Below are 15,110 nucleotides of genomic sequence, written 5' to 3' on the forward strand. Positions count from 1 at the left end.
CGACCGCTTGTCGCAGTGAGCGGGCCGGAGGGGCAACCCTCCGGCCCGTTTCCGTTTCAGCCCACCGCGTCCAGGCTCTTGGTCGCGACCTCGAAGACGTCGGGCGACAGGCCCGGCTGGGCGGCGATGCGCTTCAACTCGGCGCGCATCAACCCCTGCCGGCCGGCGTCGTAGCGGCGCAGGCGCGAGAACGGGCCCATCAGCCGCGCCGCCACCTGCGGGTTCATCGGGTCGAGTTTCAGAACCTGATCGGCCAGGAAGCGGTAACCGGCTCCTCCGGGCTCGTGGAAGCGCACCGGGTTGCCGCCGGCGAAGGCGCCGATCAGCGCGTAGACCTTGTTCGGGTTGCGGATCTCGAACGCCGGGTGGTCGAGCAGGCGGGTGACGTCCTTCAGCGCGTCCGGCCGGCTGGCGGTCGCCTGCACGCCGAACCACTTGTCCACCACCAGCGGCTCGCCCTTCCAGCGCTCGTAGAAGGAGGCCAGCGCCTCCTCCCGCTCCGCCGCGCCGGAGGACGCCAGCAGGCCGAGCGCGGCGACCGCGTCGGTCATGGCGTGCGCGCCGTGGAACTGGCCGACGCACAGGCCGACCGCCTCCGCGTCCTCCAGCGCCATCAGGTAGGCGAGGCAGAGGTTCTTCAGCGCCCGGCGGCCGATGGCGGCGGCGTCCACCGAGAACGGCTCGTTGCCGGCGTTGGCGCGGTAGCCGGCCAGCCACTTCGGGCGCAGCGCCGATGCCAGCCGCTTGCGGGCGAACTCGCGGGCGGCGTGGATGGCGTCCGGATCGATCACCGGCATCTGCGTGCCGAGATAGGACTCGGTGGGCAGCACCAGCGCCTGCGCGGCGAAGGCGGGGTCGGTCGCGGCGTCGTCCAGCACCGCCTCCACCGCCCGGACGAAGCTGTCGGGCAGGGCGAGGTCGCGGCCGGCCTGGGCGTCGGCGACCAGCGACAGCAGGATGCGGGTACCCAGCGTCTGGCCGGCCTCCCACCGGTTGAAGGCGTCGCTGTCGTGCGCCATCAGGAAGGTCAGGTCCGCGTCGGACAGGTCGGTCTTCAGCGTCACCGGCGCCGAGAATCCGCGCAGCAGCGACGGCACCGGGCGGGTGGGGACGTCGACGAACTCGAACACCTGCTCGCCGTCCTGGACGTGCAGCACGCGCGAGGTGCCGGCCGGCTGCGCTTCCCCCTTCAGCCGCAGCGGCAGGTCCGTGCCGTCCGGACCCAGCAGGCCCAGGACCAGCGGGATGTGCATCGGCAGCTTGGTCGGCTGGCCCGGCGTCGGCGGCACGGTCTGGCGCACCGTCAGGCGGTAGGTGCGCGCGGCCCCGTCGTAGGCGCCCGACGCCTCCAGCACCGGCGTGCCGGCCTGCCGGTACCACAGCTTGAAGTGGGAGAGGTCGACGCCGCTGGCGTCCTGCATCGCCGCGGCGAAGTCGTCGCAGGTCACCGCCTGTCCGTCGTGCCGCTGGAAGTAGAGGTCCATGCCCTTGCGGAAGCCCTCCTTGCCCAGCAGCGTGTGCATCATGCGGATGACTTCCGAGCCCTTGTCGTAGACGGTGGGCGTGTAGAAGTTGTTGATCTCCACGTAGGTGTCGGGGCGCACCGGGTGCGCCATGGCGCCGGAATCCTCGGTGAACTGCACGGTGCGCAGGCGCTGCACGTCGGCGATGCGCTTGACCGCGCGGGAGTTCATGTCGGACGAGAACTCCTGGTCGCGGAAGACGGTCAGCCCTTCCTTCAGCGACAGCTGGAACCAGTCCCGGCAGGTGACGCGGTTGCCGGTCCAGTTGTGGAAGTACTCGTGTGCCACCACGGCCTCGATGCCCAGGAAGTCCTGGTCGGTGGCGGTCTCCGGCTTCGCCAGGATGTACTTGGTGTTGAAGACGTTGAGCGACTTGTTCTCCATCGCCCCCATGTTGAAGTCGGACACGGCGACGATGTTGAAGATGTCCAGGTCGTACTCCAGCCCGAACACCTCCTCGTCCCAGGCCATGGACTTCTTCAGCGAGGCCATGGCATGGCCGACCTTGTCCTCGTTGCCCGGCTCGACGTAGATGCGCAGCGTGACGTCGCGGCCCGACATGGTGCGGAAGCGGTCCTCGGCGTGGCGCAGATTGCCGGCCACCAGGGCGAACAGGTAGCTGGGCTTGGGGAACGGATCGTCCCAGCGCGCCCAGTGCCGCCCGCCGGACGCCTCGCCCTCGGCCATCAGGTTGCCGTTGGACAGCAGCACCGGGTAGCGCGCCTTGTCCGCCTCCATGGTGGTGGTGTAGCGCGCCATCACGTCGGGACGGTCGATGAAGTAGGTGATCCGCCGGAAGCCCTCCGCCTCGCACTGCGTGCAGAAGTTGCCGGACGACTTGTAGAGGCCCTGCAGCGCCGTGTTCTCCTGCGGCTTGATGCGGACCACGGTTTCCAGCGTGAAGGTCTCCGGCACGCGCGGGACGGTCAGGCGGGCCTCGTCCACCGTGTAGCATTCGGTGGTCAGCGGCTTGCCGTTCAGCGTGACCGAGACCAGCTCCAGCCGCTCGCCGTCCAGCGTCAGGGCGGGGTGCTCCAGATCGTCGCGCGCCGGGTTGCGGCGGACGGCAAGCGTGGCGCGCACCGTCGTCACGTCCTCGCGCAGGTCGAAGTGCAGGTCCACCGTGTCGATGAGGTGCGCGGGCGGCCGGTAGTCCTTGAGGTGGATGGCCTTCGGCGTGACCTTCGCGATGCCTTTGTCCATGACGGTGTCTCTGCTCCCGTTTCGGCTGAGTTCTCGTTACGTGTGGCGTAGTGCGGCGGCGTCAACCCGGTCAAGCAGGGATGCGAGCGGGAGCCATGCCGATTTGCCGATTGACGCACCGTGCCGCTCCCCCTACCCAGCAGGCGGCAACAAGGGTGGGGGAGGCGGCGTGGACACGCTGATCAGCGTCCTGGTGGTGTTCTTCGTCGTGGTCGATCCGGTCGGCCTCGTGCCGGTGTTCCTCGGCCTGACCCAGGGCTTCGACGCCCGGCGCAAGCGCATGATCGCGCTGCGCGGCACGGCGCTCAGCCTGACCATCCTGGTGTTCTTCGCCTATCTCGGGCGGCCGGTGTTGACGGCGCTGGGCATCGAGATGCCGGCCTTCCGCATCGCCGGTGGGGCGCTGCTGTTCTGGATCGCCTTCGAGATGCTGTTCCAGCGCCGCTCCGACCGCAAGGAGAAGGCCGCCGACGAGGCCCGCACCGACGAGGAGGCGCACGACCTCGCGGTCTTTCCGCTGGCCATCCCGCTGATCGCCGGGCCGGGCTCCATCGCCTCGGTGATGCTGCTGATGGACCAGTACGGGCGGGACTGGCAGGGGCAGCTGACGGTGCTGGGCGCGGCGGCGCTGGTGATCGTCAGCGCCACGGTGCTGCTGATGTTCGCCGACGTGGTGCGCCGCCTGCTGGGGCGCACCATGATCCTGACGCTGAGCCGGATCCTGGGGATCGTGCTGGCGGCGCTGGCCGCGCAGACGATCCTGTCGGGCATCACGGCGGTCTACCCGCCCTGACTCGCTGCCCTCTCCCTAACCCTCCCCCTCTTCGAGGTGGAGGAAACTCCGCCGCCTCGTCGGCAGCCCCCTCCACCGCAACGCGGGGGAGGGATGGGGAGGGGGCAAAACACATTACGCCTTCAGCCGGTAGCCCGTCCTGAACATCCACCACACCGCGCCCAGGCACAGCGCCAGGAACAGCGTGGTCATGGCGAGGCTGACGCCGACGCCGACGTCCGCCGTGCCGTAGAAGCTCCAGCGGAAGCCGCTGACAAGGTAGACGACGGGGTTGAACAGCGTCACCGTCTGCCAGGCCGGCGGCAGCATGCTGATGGAATAGAAGCTGCCGCCCAGGAAGGTCAGCGGCGTGACGATCAGCAGCGGCACGATCTGCAGCTTCTCCCAGCCGTCCGCCCAGACGCCGATGATGAAGCCGAACAGGCTGAAGGTCACCGCCGTCAGCACCAGGAAGCCCACCATCACCAGCGGGTGCTCGATGTGGTAGGTGACGAACAGCCGCGCCGTGATCAGGATGATGAAGCCGAGGATCACCGACTTGGTCGCCGCCGCGCCGACGTAGCCGATCAGGATCTCGCCGATGGAGATCGGCGCCGACAGCACCTCGTAGATGGTGCCCGAGTATTTCGGCATGTAGATGCCGAAGGACGCGTTGGAGATGCTCTCGGTCAGGATCGACAGCATGACGAGGCCGGGCACGATGAAGGCGCCGTAGTTCACGCCGTCCACCTCGCCCATCCGCCCGCCGATGGCCGAGCCGAACACCACGAAGTACAGCGAGGTGGAGATCGCCGGGGACGCGATGCTCTGCGCCAGGGTGCGGAACCAGCGCGCCATCTCGAAGCCGTAGATGGCGCGGATCGCGTAGATGTTCAGGGGAATGTTCATTTCCCGCCCCTCACCAGGCTGACGAAGATCTCCTCCAGGGAACTCTGGCTGGTCTGAAGGTCCTTGAAGTCGATGCCGTGCTCGCCCAGCCGCTTGAGCAGGCCGGCGATGCCGGTGTGCTCGGCCTGGGCGTCGAAGGTGTAGACCAGCTCGGTGCCGCCGGCGCTCAGCTCCAGCGCGTACTCCGACAGGCCGGCGGGGATCGCCTCCAGCGGGCTTTGCAGGTGCAGCGTCAGCTGCTTCTTGCCGAGCTTGCGCATCAGCACGTCCTTGCCCTCGACCAGGATGATCTCGCCCTTGCTGATCACCCCGATGCGGTCGGCCATCTCCTCCGCTTCCTCGATGTAGTGGGTGGTGAGGATGATGGTGACGCCGCCCTCGCGCAGGCGCCGCACCATCTCCCACATGTCGCGGCGCAGCTCGACGTCGACGCCGGCGGTGGGTTCGTCGAGGAAGAGGATCTTCGGCTCGTGCGACAGCGCCTTGGCGATCATCACCCGGCGCTTCATGCCGCCGGACAGGGTGATGACCTTGGCGTCCTTCTTGTCCCACAGGGAGAGGTCGCGCAGCACCTTCTCGATGTGCGCGGGGTTGGGCGGCTTGCCGAACAGGCCGCGGCTGAAGCTGACGGTGGCCCACACCGTCTCGAACACGTCGGTGGTCAGCTCCTGCGGCACCAGCCCGATGGCCGAGCGCGCGGCGCGGTAGTCGCGCACGATGTCGTGCCCGTCGGCCAGAACCGTGCCGGTGGACGGGTTGACGATGCCGCAGACGATGGAGATCAGCGTCGTCTTGCCGGCGCCGTTGGGGCCGAGCAGCGCGAAGATCTCGCCGCGGCGGATCTCCAGGTCGATGCCCTTGAGCGCGTTGAACCCGGTCTTGTAGGTCTTGGTGAGGCCGGAGACCTGGATGATCGGCGGGGCGGGCGCGGCGGCCGTGGCGGTGCGCGCCGGGGCGGTGTCGTTCAGCAAGGACATGGGAACCTGTTGCTTCGGCGGCCCGTGCCCCCACCCACCCTTCGCTGCGCTCGGGCACCCTCCCCCGCTGCGCAGGGGAGGGTAAGGACGGCGGAGTTCCCTCCCCTGCGCAGCGGGGGAGGGGTAGGGTGGGGGCACGTGTTCAGGGGCAGGATGGTAGGGCGGGAACCACCCGGTCTCAACCCCGCCTAGAGGCGGAGCAGCCTTGCCAGTCCGATCAGCGCGATGATGACCACGAGCGATGCCGGCAAACCGGCCCGCCATCCGTAGAGGACGGCTTTGGCCTGTGCGGCTCCGGACGCGGTCACCGGCAGGCGCCGCGCGTCGGCGACCCAATAGAGCGGCAGGCAGATCAGGGAAGCGATGGCGCCGGCCGCCGTCAGGTAGGTGCCGGCAATGTCATCGACGAGGCGCATGTACAGCGTGCCGATGACCGCCCAGGCAGCCAGGAGCGCCAGCCCGACGGCGGCGGTGCGCACAAGGCGGAGGCGCACCGCCCCCACGCGTCACACGTGGAAGCTCTCTCCGCACCCGCACCGCCCCTTCTCGTTCGGATTGCGGAACCGGAACCCCGTCTCGAACTTGTCGTCGACGTAGTCCATCTCGCTGCCGATCAGGAACATGACGGCCGCCGGGTCGATGAGGACGGTGACGCCCTTGTCCTCGACGACCTCGTCGAACTTCATCTTCTCCTTGGCGTACTGGATCTCGTAGCTCATGCCCGAGCAGCCGCGGGCCTTCACGCCGATGCGCAGGCCGACGATCTCGCCCGGCGCCTTCGCCATCAGAGACTTGACGCGCTCGGCGGCGGCGTCGGTCAGGGTGAGGGCCTTCGGGAGTGCCATGGGTCGTCTCGCTTCCTGAGGATCAGAACATGTCCAGCTGGATCTTGGCGACGTCCGACATCATGTCCGGGCGCCATGGGGGTTCCCACACCAGATCGATCTTGCATGTGGTGACGCCCTCGGCGTTTTGAATGGCCTCCTGCACCTGCATCGGCAGCTCGCCGGCCACCGGGCACATCGGGCTGGTCAGGGTCATGTCGACCTCGACCTCGCCGGCGTCGTTGACGTCGACGCGGTAGATCAGCCCGAGTTCCCAGATGTCCACGGGGATCTCCGGGTCGTAGCAGGTCTTGATCGCCTCGACGATGCGCTCCATCACCGCCTCCTTGCCGGCGGCGAAGGAGACGGCGGGCGTGTCGTGGATGTCGGTTGCGGTCGCGTCTTCAGGCATGGCTGGCTCTCTCTACTCGCTCGACGCCTTGTCCTCGCCCTCGATGGCCGCGCTCATCGCGTGCCAGGCGAGGGTGGCGCACTTCACGCGCACCGGGAACTGGCGCACGCCGGACAGCACCATCAGCTTCTCCAGGGCCTCCTCGTCGACGGGGCCGTGGTCGCCGTGCTCGTCCTCGTCTTTGGTGCAGAGGTCGTGGAAGGTCTCGAACAGCGCCTTGGCCTCGGCCTCGGTCTTGCCCTTGACCACCTCCGTCATCATCGAGGCGCTGGCGGTGGAGATGGCGCAGCCGCGCCCCTCGAACGCCACGTCCTCGACCACGTGGTCGCCGTTCACCTTCAGGTAGACGGTGAACTTGTCGCCGCACATGGGGTTCTCGCCGCGCGCCTCGCGGTTGGCGTCGGGCGGGTGGCGGTGGTTCCGCGGGTTCTTGCCGTGGTCCAGGATCACTTCCTGGTACAGCTCGCGCAGCTCGTCCATCATGCTCCGAAGAACTCCTTCACCGCCTTGACCGCATCGGCCAGAGCATCCGCCTCGGCGCGGGTGTTGTACATGGCAAACGACGCCCGCGCCGTCGAACCGACGCCCATGCGCTCCATCAGCGGCTCGGCGCAGTGCTGGCCGACGCGCACGGCGACGCCGTACTGGTCGACAACGGTGCCGAGGTCGTGCGGGTGCACGCCGTCCACCACGAACGAGATGATCGCCGCCTTGCCCGGCGCCGTGCCGACGATGCGCAGCCCCTCGATCTCCTGCAGCCGCTGCGTGGCGTAGGCCAGCAGATCGTGCTCGTGCGCGGCGATGGCGTCGCGCCCGATGCCCTCGACGTAGTCGATGGCGGCGGCCAGCCCGATGGCCTCGGTGATCGGCGGGGTGCCGGCCTCGAACCGCGCCGGCGCCTCCTTGAAGGTGGTGCCGCTGAAGCTGACCGACTGGATCATGTCGCCGCCGCCCTGGTAGGGCGGCATCTTCTTCAGCAGCTCCGGCTTGGCGCACAGCACGCCGATGCCGGTCGGGCCGTACAGCTTGTGGCCGGTGAAGACGTAGAAGTCGGCGCCGATGTCCTTAACATCCACGGTACCGTGCACCACCGCCTGGGAGCCGTCGAGCAGCACCGGCACGCCGCGCTCGTGCGCGATGCGGACGATCTCCTTGGCCGGAGTCACCGTGCCCAGCACGTTCGAGCAGTGGGTGATCGCCACCATCTTGGTGCGCGGCCCGAACAGCTTGGCGTAGGCGTCCAGGTCGAGCACGCCGCGATCGTCCACCGGCACCACCTTGATCGCCAGGCCCTTGGCCATCTGCGCCAGCTGCCAGGGAACGATGTTGGCGTGGTGCTCCATGACGGAGACGATGATCTCGTCGCCCGGCTCCAGGAAGGTGCGGGCGTAGCTGAAGGCCACGAGGTTGATCGCCTCGGTCGCGCTGCGGGTGAAGACGATACCGTCGCGGCTGTGCGCGTTGAGGAACGCCGCCACGCTGTCGCGCGCCGCCTCGAAGCGGTCGGTCGCCCGCTGTGACAGGAAGTGCACGCCGCGGTGGATGTTGGCGTAGTCCTCCTCCAGGAAGCGCGTCATGGTGTCGATGACGTGGCGCGGCTTCTGGGCGCTGGCGCCGCTGTCGAGATAGACCAGCGGCTTGCCGGGCTGCGGCTTCTTCCCGGTGCGCTCGTGCACCGTGCGCGACAGGATCGGGAAGTCGGCGCGGATGCGCTCCACGTCGTACCCGGCGGTGCGGTCAAGCGTGTAGGCGATGTCGCTCATAGCCTCGGTCTCCTCAGCGCGTGCCCAGCCAGCCGGTGACGAAGCTGTGGAAGGCTTCGCGGATGGTCTCGTCGGGGATCTCGTCCAGCGCCTCCGCCAGGAAGGCGCCGATCAGCAGGGCCCGCGCCTCGTCCTTCGGGATGCCGCGGGCGCGCAGGTAGAACAGCGCCTCGTCGGCCAGTTCGCCGGCGGTGGCGCCATGGCTGCACTTCACGTCGTCGGCGTAGATCTCCAGCTCCGGCTTGGCGTCGATCTCGGCGGTGTCGGACAGCAGCAGCGCGCGGTTCAGCTGGTGGCCGTCGGTCTTCTGGGCGCCGGGGTGCACGACGATCTTGCCCTGGAACACGGCGCGGCCGTGGTCGTCGATGGCGCCCTTGTAGACCTCGCGCGAGGTGCCGTGCGGCTCCTTGTGCTCGATCACGGTCGTCGTGTCGCAGTGCTGGTGGCCGCCGATCATGTAGGCGCCGTTGACGTTGCAGCTCGACCCCAGGCCGAGCGCCACGCGCACCTCGTTGCGGGCCAGCCGCGCGCCGGTGGTCAGGATGAAGTTGTCGTAGCAGGCGTCCTTACCGACCTTCGCCACGCTGTTGGACAGGTGGAAGGCCTCCGCCCCCTCGCGCTGCACCTTGTAGTGGCGCAGGATGGCGCCCTCGCCGACGTAGGCCTCGGCCACGTGGTTGGCGAAGGTGGCGCCGATGCCGAGCCCGACGTGGTGCTCGATGACGGTCGCCTTGCTCTGCGGCTCGGCGATGAGCAGCGTGCGCGGGTGAAAGGCCACCGCGCCGTCATCCGACCCCAGCGACACGAAGACCAGCTCGATCGGCTCCGGCACTTCCACGCCGCGCCCCACCCGGACCACCGCGCCGTCCGCCAGGAAGGCGGTGTTGAGCGCGACGAAGCGCTGCTCGTCCGACACGGCGAGGCGGCCCAGGTGCTCGCCCACCAGATCGGGATTCCGCGACAGCGTCTCGGCGAGGCCCGACAGCTCGACGCCGGCCGGCACGCCCGCGGTGGAGGACAGGTCGGCGCGGAAGAAGCCGTCCACGAACACCAGGCGCGGGCCCGTGCCGACGTGCGGCAGCACGTCGAAGTGCACGCCGGCGGCGGCCGGCTTGGCCGGCTGGAAGGCGACCTTCTCCAGGCTCTTCAGGCTGGTGTACTTCCAGGCCTCGACCTTGGAGGTGGGGAAGCCCAGCTCGGCGAAGCGGCTGCGGCCCAGTTCGCGCAGGTCGCGCACCCAGGACAGCGCGGCGCCCGGCAGCTCCGCCTTCACGCGGTCGTACTGCTCCAGGTAGGGCTGGGCGGCGGCGCGGTCTCCGTACCGGCTGGAATGGGTGACCGTCATCTCACGCCGCCTCGTTGACGCCGAACTCGGCGTAGCCGTTCTTTTCGAGCTCCAGCGCCAGCTCCTTGCCGCCCGAGCGCTGGATCCTGCCGTGCGCCAGCACGTGCACGTAGTCCGGCACGATGTAGTCGAGCAGGCGCTGGTAGTGGGTGATGACCAGCATGGAGCGTTCCGGCCCGCGCAGCGCGTTGACGCCGTCGGCGACGATCTTCAGCGCGTCGATGTCGAGGCCGGAGTCCGTCTCGTCGAGGATGGCGAACTTCGGCTCCAGCACGGCCATCTGGAGGGTCTCGTTGCGCTTCTTCTCGCCGCCGGAGAAACCGACGTTGACCGCGCGCTTCAGCATCTCGTCGGTCATGCCGAGTTGCTTGGTCTTGGCGCGGATGTGCTTGAGGAACTGCATGGCGTCCAGCTCGCTCTCGCCGCGGCGCTTGCGCATGGCGTTGATGGCGGACTTCAGGAAGGTGGTGTTGGCGACGCCGGGGATCTCCACCGGGTACTGGAAGGCCAGGAACACACCCTCGGCGGCGCGCTCCTCCGGCTCCAGCGCCAGCAGGTCCTGGCCGAAGTAGGTGACCGAGCCCTTGGTGACCTCGTAGCCCTCGCGGCCGGCCAGCACGTAGGAGAGCGTGCTCTTGCCCGAGCCGTTCGGGCCCATGATGGCGTGCACCTCGCCCGGGCGGATCGTCAGGTCGATGCCCTTGAGGATTTCCTTGCCGTCCACCGTGGCGTGCAGGTTCTTGATTTCGATCATCGGTCTTCTTCCTCACTCACCAGGGCGGGCGGTCAGCCCACGCTTCCTTCAAGGCTGATGCCCACCAGCTTCTGCGCCTCGACGGCGAACTCCATGGGCAGCTCCTTCAGCACTTCCTTGCAGAAGCCGTTGACGATCAGCGACACCGCGTCCTCTTCCGACAGGCCGCGCTGGCGGCAGTAGAAGAGCTGGTCCTCGCTGATCTTCGCCGTGGTCGCCTCGTGCTCGATGCGGGCGGAGCGGTTGCGGCTCTCGATGTAGGGCACCGTGTGGGCGCCGCACTGGTCGCCGATCAGCAGGCTGTCGCACTGCGTGTGGTTGCGCGCGCCCTCCGCCTTGGGCAGGATCTTCACCAGCCCGCGGTAGGTCTGCTGCGCCTTGCCGGCCGAGATGCCCTTCGACACGATGGTCGAGCGGGTGTTCTTGCCGATGTGGATCATCTTGGTGCCGGTGTCGGCCTGCTGGCGGTTGTTGGTGATGGCGACCGAGTAGAACTCGCCCACCGAGTTGTCGCCCTGCAGGATGCAGCTCGGGTACTTCCAGGTGATGGCCGAGCCGGTCTCCACCTGCGTCCACGAGATCTTCGAGTTGACGCCGCGGCACGCACCCCGCTTGGTCACGAAGTTGTAGATGCCGCCGACGCCGTTCTCGTCGCCCGGGTACCAGTTCTGCACCGTCGAGTACTTGATGGTGGCGTTGTCGAGCGCCACCAGCTCGACCACCGCGGCGTGCAGCTGGTTCTCGTCGCGCTTCGGCGCGGTGCAGCCCTCGAGGTACGAGACGTGCGAGCCCTCGTCGGCGATGATCAGCGTCCGCTCGAACTGGCCGGTGTTGGCCTGGTTGATGCGGAAGTAGGTGGACAGCTCCATCGGGCAGCGCACGCCCTTGGGGATGTAGACGAACGAGCCGTCCGTGAACGCCGCCGAGTTCAGCGTCGCGAAGAAATTGTCCGTATACGGCACCACCGAGCCCAGGTACTTCTTCACCAGCTCCGGGCACTTGTGCACGGCCTCGGAGATGGCGCAGAAGATGATGCCCATCTCCTCCAGCTTGGCCTTGTAGGTGGTCGCCACCGACACGCTGTCGAACACCGCGTCCACCGCCACCGCCGGGCTCTGCCCTTCGGTGCCCTCGACGCCGGCGAGGATCGCCTGCTCCTTCAGCGGGATGCCCAGCTTGGCGTAGGTCTTCAGCAGCTCGGGATCGACCTCGTCCAGCGACTTCGGCTTCGCCTTCATCTTCGGCGCCGCGTAGTAGTGCGCGTCCTGGTAGTCGATCGGGCCGTAGGTGAGCGCCGGCCAGTGCGGCTCCTCCATGGCCTTCCAGGCCTGGAAGGCGCGCAGGCGCCACTCCAGCAGCCACTCCGGCTCCTCCTTCTTGGCGGAGATGAAGCGGATGATGTCCTCGTTCAGGCCCTTCGGGGCGACCTCGGACTCGATGTCCGTGGTGAAGCCGTACTCGTATTCCTTCTCGGTGAAGGCGCGGACCTGATCGGCGGTCTCGGTGCTGGCGGCCATGGCTTCCTCTAACTCCCTAGGCGTTACCCGAGGCGAGCGCCTTGGCCGGCTGCGCGGCCGGCGGCGCCCACACGGGGCCCATCATGTCGGCGAGCGTCACCTGCTCCAGCGCGGAGCGGATCGCCCGGTTGATCTTCTCCCAACCGCCCCGCATGGGGCACAGGTTCTCCACGCCGCACTCCTCGCCGGCCCCCTCGACGCACGCGGTCAGCGCGATGGGGCCGTCCAAGGCGACGACGATGTCGGCGATGGTGATGGCCTCGGCCGGGCGGGCGAGCGCGTAGCCGCCGGCCGCCCCGCGGTGCGAGGTCATCAGGCCGGCCGGGGTCAGGCTCTTCATCAGCTTGGCGACCGTAGGCGCGGGCACGCCCGTGCGCTCGGCCAGCTGGGTCACGGTGTGCACCGCGCCTCTCTGGCGCGCCATCTCGCTCATCACAACGATGGCGTAATCGGTCAGCTTCGACAGCTTGATCATGGCCGGGATTCAATCAGGACCAATTCAGTACTGATTAGATGCTCCACCCCTGTCCAAAAGTCAAGCGCATTGGTGGGACATTCGGCCGTTCGCCGGCTCCGGTCATACTAGACCGGAGCGGTACGGTATAGGGTGCGGCGTTCTGTCGCAAGGGGGCAGTGCGACGTCCCCCAAACCGTCATCCCCGCGACGGCGGGGATCCATAACTCCCCAAGCAAGTGGCTGAGGAAGGCATGGATCTCCGCCATCGCGGGGATGACGAAAGAAGAACGATGGATGAGGGGAAGGGTCGGCCGTTGCCGACCCTCCTGCCCAGGTCCCTTTTACGTCCGGTTGATCTCCTCCTTGGCGGCGCCCTTCACGTCGTCGACCGCTTCGGCAACGTGCTCGCGGGCCGCCTCGGCGGCGGCCTGGGCGGCGCGGGTGCCGCGCTCGATGGCGTCCTGCGCGGCCTCCTTGGCCAGGTTGGTCACCTGCCCGGCGTAGTCGCCGACCCAGCGCTCCTCGTAGCGGGTGCCCGGGATGCTGGCGCCGAGCGCGGCGCCCAGCGCCACGCCCATCACGCCGGCGACCAGCGGGTGGTCCTCGACGAGGTCCCAGAAGCTGGTGGTGACGTGGCCGATCTGCCGGCCCATCGAGGCGGTCATCGAGCGTCCGCCCTGCGGATGCCCGCCCCGCATGTGCTGCTGCGGCATGCCGCGGCCGGTCGGGCCGCCGGTGCGGTCGTCGCCCGGACGGTCCTGGTAGGTGCCGCCGCCGGTCATGCGGCTGGCGGCCTCGCCGGCGCTCTCGTAGGCGTCGCTCGCCATGTCGCCCGCGCGGTCGTACAGCGAGCCGGCGGTGTCCCGCACGGACCCGGCGGCGCTGTAGAAGGTGTCGCGGGCGTAGCGGGCGCTGGAGCCGGCGGTGCTGCGCACGCTGCGGAAGGCGCCGCTGTGGGCGATGCGCTGGTCCATGCCGCTGCGCGACAGCAGCATCCAGCCCAGCCCGATGCCGATCATGGCGAGGGGAACGGGGTTGCCGCGGACCATGTCGCCCATGTGCGACGCTCCGCTGCTCATCCGGTTGGTCATGCGGTTCATGGTCTGCTCCTTGAGGGTGTTGGGCGCGAGGCGGTGCCGGAGCGAATCCAGCGAAGCGGCGATGCGCGTCCGGCGGTCGCGCGCCTCGCGCTGCAGGGCGTCATAGTCGGGGTGGTCCCCGGTGGCGTTGTCGTCGCGCTGGCTCATTTGCTGAGCTGGCTCCGCGCCCAGTCCTTGTCGTCACGCAGGGTGTGCAAGGTGCGGTTGGGCTGCAGGTTCTCCGGCCTCAGCCGGTTGCGGCCCATCAGCATCAGCGCGACGCCGATGCCGGCGACCACGACGCCGACGATCAGCGCCGCCAGCCACGGCTGCACCACCAGCGACAGCGCCAGCACAGCGCAGGCCAGCAGCACCAGCAGCCCGGCGAAGGCGACGAAGCCGCCGGCGGCGATGAAGGCCACGCCCCCCGCCGCCTGCCCGGCCTTCTCGCCCAGCTCCGCCTTAGCCAGCTCCAGTTCGGTGCGGACCAGCCCGGTCAGGTCGCGCGCCAGATCGGCGAACAGCCCGGCCAGCGAGCGGTTCGCCCGTGGGTCGTAGCGGCCGTAGTCCTCGGCGGCGCTCATGGTTTGCTCTCCAGGGGCTTGTTCTCCGGCGCCTTCGCGGGGCCGGTCGAGGTGGCGCCCATGGTCGCCGCCGGGGTGCTGGCGCCGCTCACCGGCTCGACGGCGTTCGGGTTGGCGCGGGCCGGCTCGGCCCTTGCCGTCGGCGCCTTCGCGGGCTCGGGCGAGCCGCCGGCCATCAGCTCGGCCGCGTCGCGGATGCCGCTGCCGGTGTTCACCCGGTTGCCGACGCCGGTTTCGTCCGACGAGGCCCGCGGCCGGGACTGGCCGGGTCCGGCGCCGGTTCCGGTTCCGCCGCTCGCCGTGCGACCGCCCGCCGGGTAGGAGCCGCCGATGTTCTGCCGCTCCTGCGAGAAGTCGTAGGCGCCGCGCGCCCGGCCGCCACCGCCGCCGCCACCCATGCCGCCGCCGCCACCCATGCCGCCGTTGCCGCGGCCGCCGCCCATGCTGCCGCCCATGCGCTGCTCGTCCTGCTGGCGCATCAGGTCGGCCATGCGGATGCGCTCGCCGGAGCTTTTGATGAAGCGGGCGAACAGGAAGCCGACGCCGAACGCCGCGCCCAGGAAGACCTCGGGCTGGCGGCGGGCGAAGCTCTCGACCTGGCCGACCAGGTCGTCCACCGTCGAGTTGCGGAGCGTGTCGGCGAACTGCTCGACGCGGTCGGCCGCCATCACCGTGTAGCGGGCGGCGGTGCCGTTGTTCTCCTCCTCCAACTGCCTGGCGGCCTGGTGCAGCGCCTGGGCGACGCTGCCGATCTGGTCGGCGGCGCGGTGGCTCTGCTGCTCGAAGACGGCGCGGATCCGGTTCTGGGCGGCGCCCATCCCCTGGCGCCCCATCTCGGTCGCCTCGTCCTGCGCGCGGTCGAGCGGCCCCGTGGCCTTCTTGTCGTCCGGACCGCCCTGACCCGAATTGTCGCGCGTTGCCATCGTGATCCTCCTCGGGAGTGTCGTGTCGTGTGCGGGCTTGGCCGCCTTTGCGGAAACTCGACCCTTAA

16 protein-coding genes are annotated in these 15,110 nt (G+C 69.1%); 1 reads left to right on the forward strand and 15 read right to left on the reverse strand.

Annotated features, from left to right (window positions below; all coding sequences use genetic code 11):
* Positions 1 to 56: 56 nt before the first annotated feature.
* Positions 57 to 2,726 carry an aminopeptidase N gene (pepN, locus tag ACRWK7_RS21390; RefSeq protein ID WP_431858311.1) on the reverse strand — a complete coding sequence of 890 codons (2,670 nt, stop codon included), beginning with the start codon at positions 2,724 to 2,726 and terminating at the stop codon, positions 57 to 59.
* 169 nt (positions 2,727 to 2,895) lie between these two features.
* Here pepN and ACRWK7_RS21395 point away from each other — a divergent pair, with 169 nt between their 5' ends.
* Positions 2,896 to 3,519 carry a MarC family protein gene (locus tag ACRWK7_RS21395; RefSeq protein WP_431858312.1) on the forward strand — a complete coding sequence of 208 codons (624 nt, stop codon included), beginning with the start codon at positions 2,896 to 2,898 and terminating at the stop codon, positions 3,517 to 3,519.
* Between the two features lie 114 nt (positions 3,520 to 3,633).
* Here ACRWK7_RS21395 and ACRWK7_RS21400 read toward each other — a convergent pair whose 3' ends face one another.
* The 14 genes from ACRWK7_RS21400 to ACRWK7_RS21465 form a co-directional block, all read right to left on the reverse strand.
* Positions 3,634 to 4,407, reverse strand: coding sequence for an ABC transporter permease (locus tag ACRWK7_RS21400; RefSeq protein WP_431858313.1), 774 nt, complete (start codon positions 4,405 to 4,407; stop codon positions 3,634 to 3,636).
* Positions 4,404 to 5,384: an ABC transporter ATP-binding protein gene (locus ACRWK7_RS21405; RefSeq protein ID WP_431858314.1), complete on the reverse strand. Its 981-nt coding sequence runs from the start codon at positions 5,382 to 5,384 to the stop codon at positions 4,404 to 4,406. Before ACRWK7_RS21405 ends, ACRWK7_RS21400 begins: the two co-directional genes overlap by 4 nt.
* Positions 5,385 to 5,572: 188 nt before the next feature.
* Positions 5,573 to 5,863: a hypothetical protein gene (locus ACRWK7_RS21410; protein ID WP_431858315.1), complete on the reverse strand. Its 291-nt coding sequence runs from the start codon at positions 5,861 to 5,863 to the stop codon at positions 5,573 to 5,575.
* A 27-nt stretch (positions 5,864 to 5,890) separates the two neighbouring features.
* Positions 5,891 to 6,229 carry a HesB/IscA family protein gene (locus ACRWK7_RS21415; protein ID WP_431858316.1) on the reverse strand — a complete coding sequence of 113 codons (339 nt, stop codon included), beginning with the start codon at positions 6,227 to 6,229 and terminating at the stop codon, positions 5,891 to 5,893.
* Positions 6,230 to 6,251: 22 nt separating this feature from the next.
* Entirely contained in the window at positions 6,252 to 6,620 is a 369-nt protein-coding gene (locus tag ACRWK7_RS21420; RefSeq protein WP_431858317.1) for an SUF system Fe-S cluster assembly protein, read from the reverse strand.
* 12 nt (positions 6,621 to 6,632) lie between these two features.
* Positions 6,633 to 7,103, reverse strand: a complete 471-nt coding sequence (sufU, locus tag ACRWK7_RS21425) for a Fe-S cluster assembly sulfur transfer protein SufU (protein WP_431858319.1) — start codon at positions 7,101 to 7,103, stop codon at positions 6,633 to 6,635.
* Positions 7,100 to 8,383 carry a cysteine desulfurase gene (locus tag ACRWK7_RS21430; RefSeq protein ID WP_431858320.1) on the reverse strand — a complete coding sequence of 428 codons (1,284 nt, stop codon included), beginning with the start codon at positions 8,381 to 8,383 and terminating at the stop codon, positions 7,100 to 7,102. Before ACRWK7_RS21430 ends, sufU begins: the two co-directional genes overlap by 4 nt.
* 13 nt (positions 8,384 to 8,396) lie before the next feature.
* Positions 8,397 to 9,728 (reverse strand): Fe-S cluster assembly protein SufD, encoded by a 1,332-nt coding sequence (gene sufD, locus ACRWK7_RS21435; protein WP_431858321.1) that lies wholly within the window; start codon positions 9,726 to 9,728, stop codon positions 8,397 to 8,399.
* Between the two features lies 1 nt (position 9,729).
* Positions 9,730 to 10,482: a Fe-S cluster assembly ATPase SufC gene (gene sufC / locus ACRWK7_RS21440; protein WP_431858322.1), complete on the reverse strand. Its 753-nt coding sequence runs from the start codon at positions 10,480 to 10,482 to the stop codon at positions 9,730 to 9,732.
* Positions 10,483 to 10,514: 32 nt separating this feature from the next.
* Positions 10,515 to 11,999, reverse strand: coding sequence for a Fe-S cluster assembly protein SufB (sufB, locus tag ACRWK7_RS21445; RefSeq protein ID WP_431858323.1), 1,485 nt, complete (start codon positions 11,997 to 11,999; stop codon positions 10,515 to 10,517).
* Positions 12,000 to 12,015: 16 nt separating this feature from the next.
* Positions 12,016 to 12,474, reverse strand: coding sequence for an SUF system Fe-S cluster assembly regulator (locus ACRWK7_RS21450; protein ID WP_431858324.1), 459 nt, complete (start codon positions 12,472 to 12,474; stop codon positions 12,016 to 12,018).
* Positions 12,475 to 12,797: 323 nt separating this feature from the next.
* Positions 12,798 to 13,703, reverse strand: coding sequence for a hypothetical protein (locus ACRWK7_RS21455; protein ID WP_431858325.1), 906 nt, complete (start codon positions 13,701 to 13,703; stop codon positions 12,798 to 12,800).
* Entirely contained in the window at positions 13,700 to 14,119 is a 420-nt protein-coding gene (locus ACRWK7_RS21460) for a phage holin family protein (protein WP_431858326.1), read from the reverse strand. The genes ACRWK7_RS21455 and ACRWK7_RS21460 overlap by 4 nt, the downstream gene beginning before the upstream one ends.
* Positions 14,116 to 15,042, reverse strand: a complete 927-nt coding sequence (locus ACRWK7_RS21465; RefSeq protein WP_431858327.1) for a hypothetical protein — start codon at positions 15,040 to 15,042, stop codon at positions 14,116 to 14,118. Before ACRWK7_RS21465 ends, ACRWK7_RS21460 begins: the two co-directional genes overlap by 4 nt.
* Between the last annotated feature and the right edge of the window lie 68 nt (positions 15,043 to 15,110).

Source organism: Azospirillum sp., assembly GCF_050789165.1.

Excerpts from the sequence above, each read along its gene's own strand:
- pepN (WP_431858311.1), bottom strand. The coding sequence starts at position 2,726 with ATGGACAAAGGCATCGCGAAGGTCACGCCGAAGGCCATCCACCTCAAG.
- ACRWK7_RS21400 (WP_431858313.1), bottom strand. The coding sequence starts at position 4,407 with ATGAACATTCCCCTGAACATCTACGCGATCCGCGCCATCTACGGCTTC.
- ACRWK7_RS21405 (WP_431858314.1), bottom strand. The coding sequence starts at position 5,384 with ATGTCCTTGCTGAACGACACCGCCCCGGCGCGCACCGCCACGGCCGCC.
- ACRWK7_RS21415 (WP_431858316.1), bottom strand. The coding sequence starts at position 6,229 with ATGGCACTCCCGAAGGCCCTCACCCTGACCGACGCCGCCGCCGAGCGC.
- ACRWK7_RS21420 (WP_431858317.1), bottom strand. The coding sequence starts at position 6,620 with ATGCCTGAAGACGCGACCGCAACCGACATCCACGACACGCCCGCCGTC.
- sufU (WP_431858319.1), bottom strand. The coding sequence starts at position 7,103 with ATGATGGACGAGCTGCGCGAGCTGTACCAGGAAGTGATCCTGGACCAC.
- ACRWK7_RS21430 (WP_431858320.1), bottom strand. The coding sequence starts at position 8,383 with ATGAGCGACATCGCCTACACGCTTGACCGCACCGCCGGGTACGACGTG.
- sufD (WP_431858321.1), bottom strand. The coding sequence starts at position 9,728 with ATGACGGTCACCCATTCCAGCCGGTACGGAGACCGCGCCGCCGCCCAG.
- sufC (WP_431858322.1), bottom strand. The coding sequence starts at position 10,482 with ATGATCGAAATCAAGAACCTGCACGCCACGGTGGACGGCAAGGAAATC.
- sufB (WP_431858323.1), bottom strand. The coding sequence starts at position 11,999 with ATGGCCGCCAGCACCGAGACCGCCGATCAGGTCCGCGCCTTCACCGAG.
- ACRWK7_RS21450 (WP_431858324.1), bottom strand. The coding sequence starts at position 12,474 with ATGATCAAGCTGTCGAAGCTGACCGATTACGCCATCGTTGTGATGAGC.
- ACRWK7_RS21455 (WP_431858325.1), bottom strand. The coding sequence starts at position 13,703 with ATGAGCCAGCGCGACGACAACGCCACCGGGGACCACCCCGACTATGAC.
- ACRWK7_RS21460 (WP_431858326.1), bottom strand. The coding sequence starts at position 14,119 with ATGAGCGCCGCCGAGGACTACGGCCGCTACGACCCACGGGCGAACCGC.
- ACRWK7_RS21465 (WP_431858327.1), bottom strand. The coding sequence starts at position 15,042 with ATGGCAACGCGCGACAATTCGGGTCAGGGCGGTCCGGACGACAAGAAG.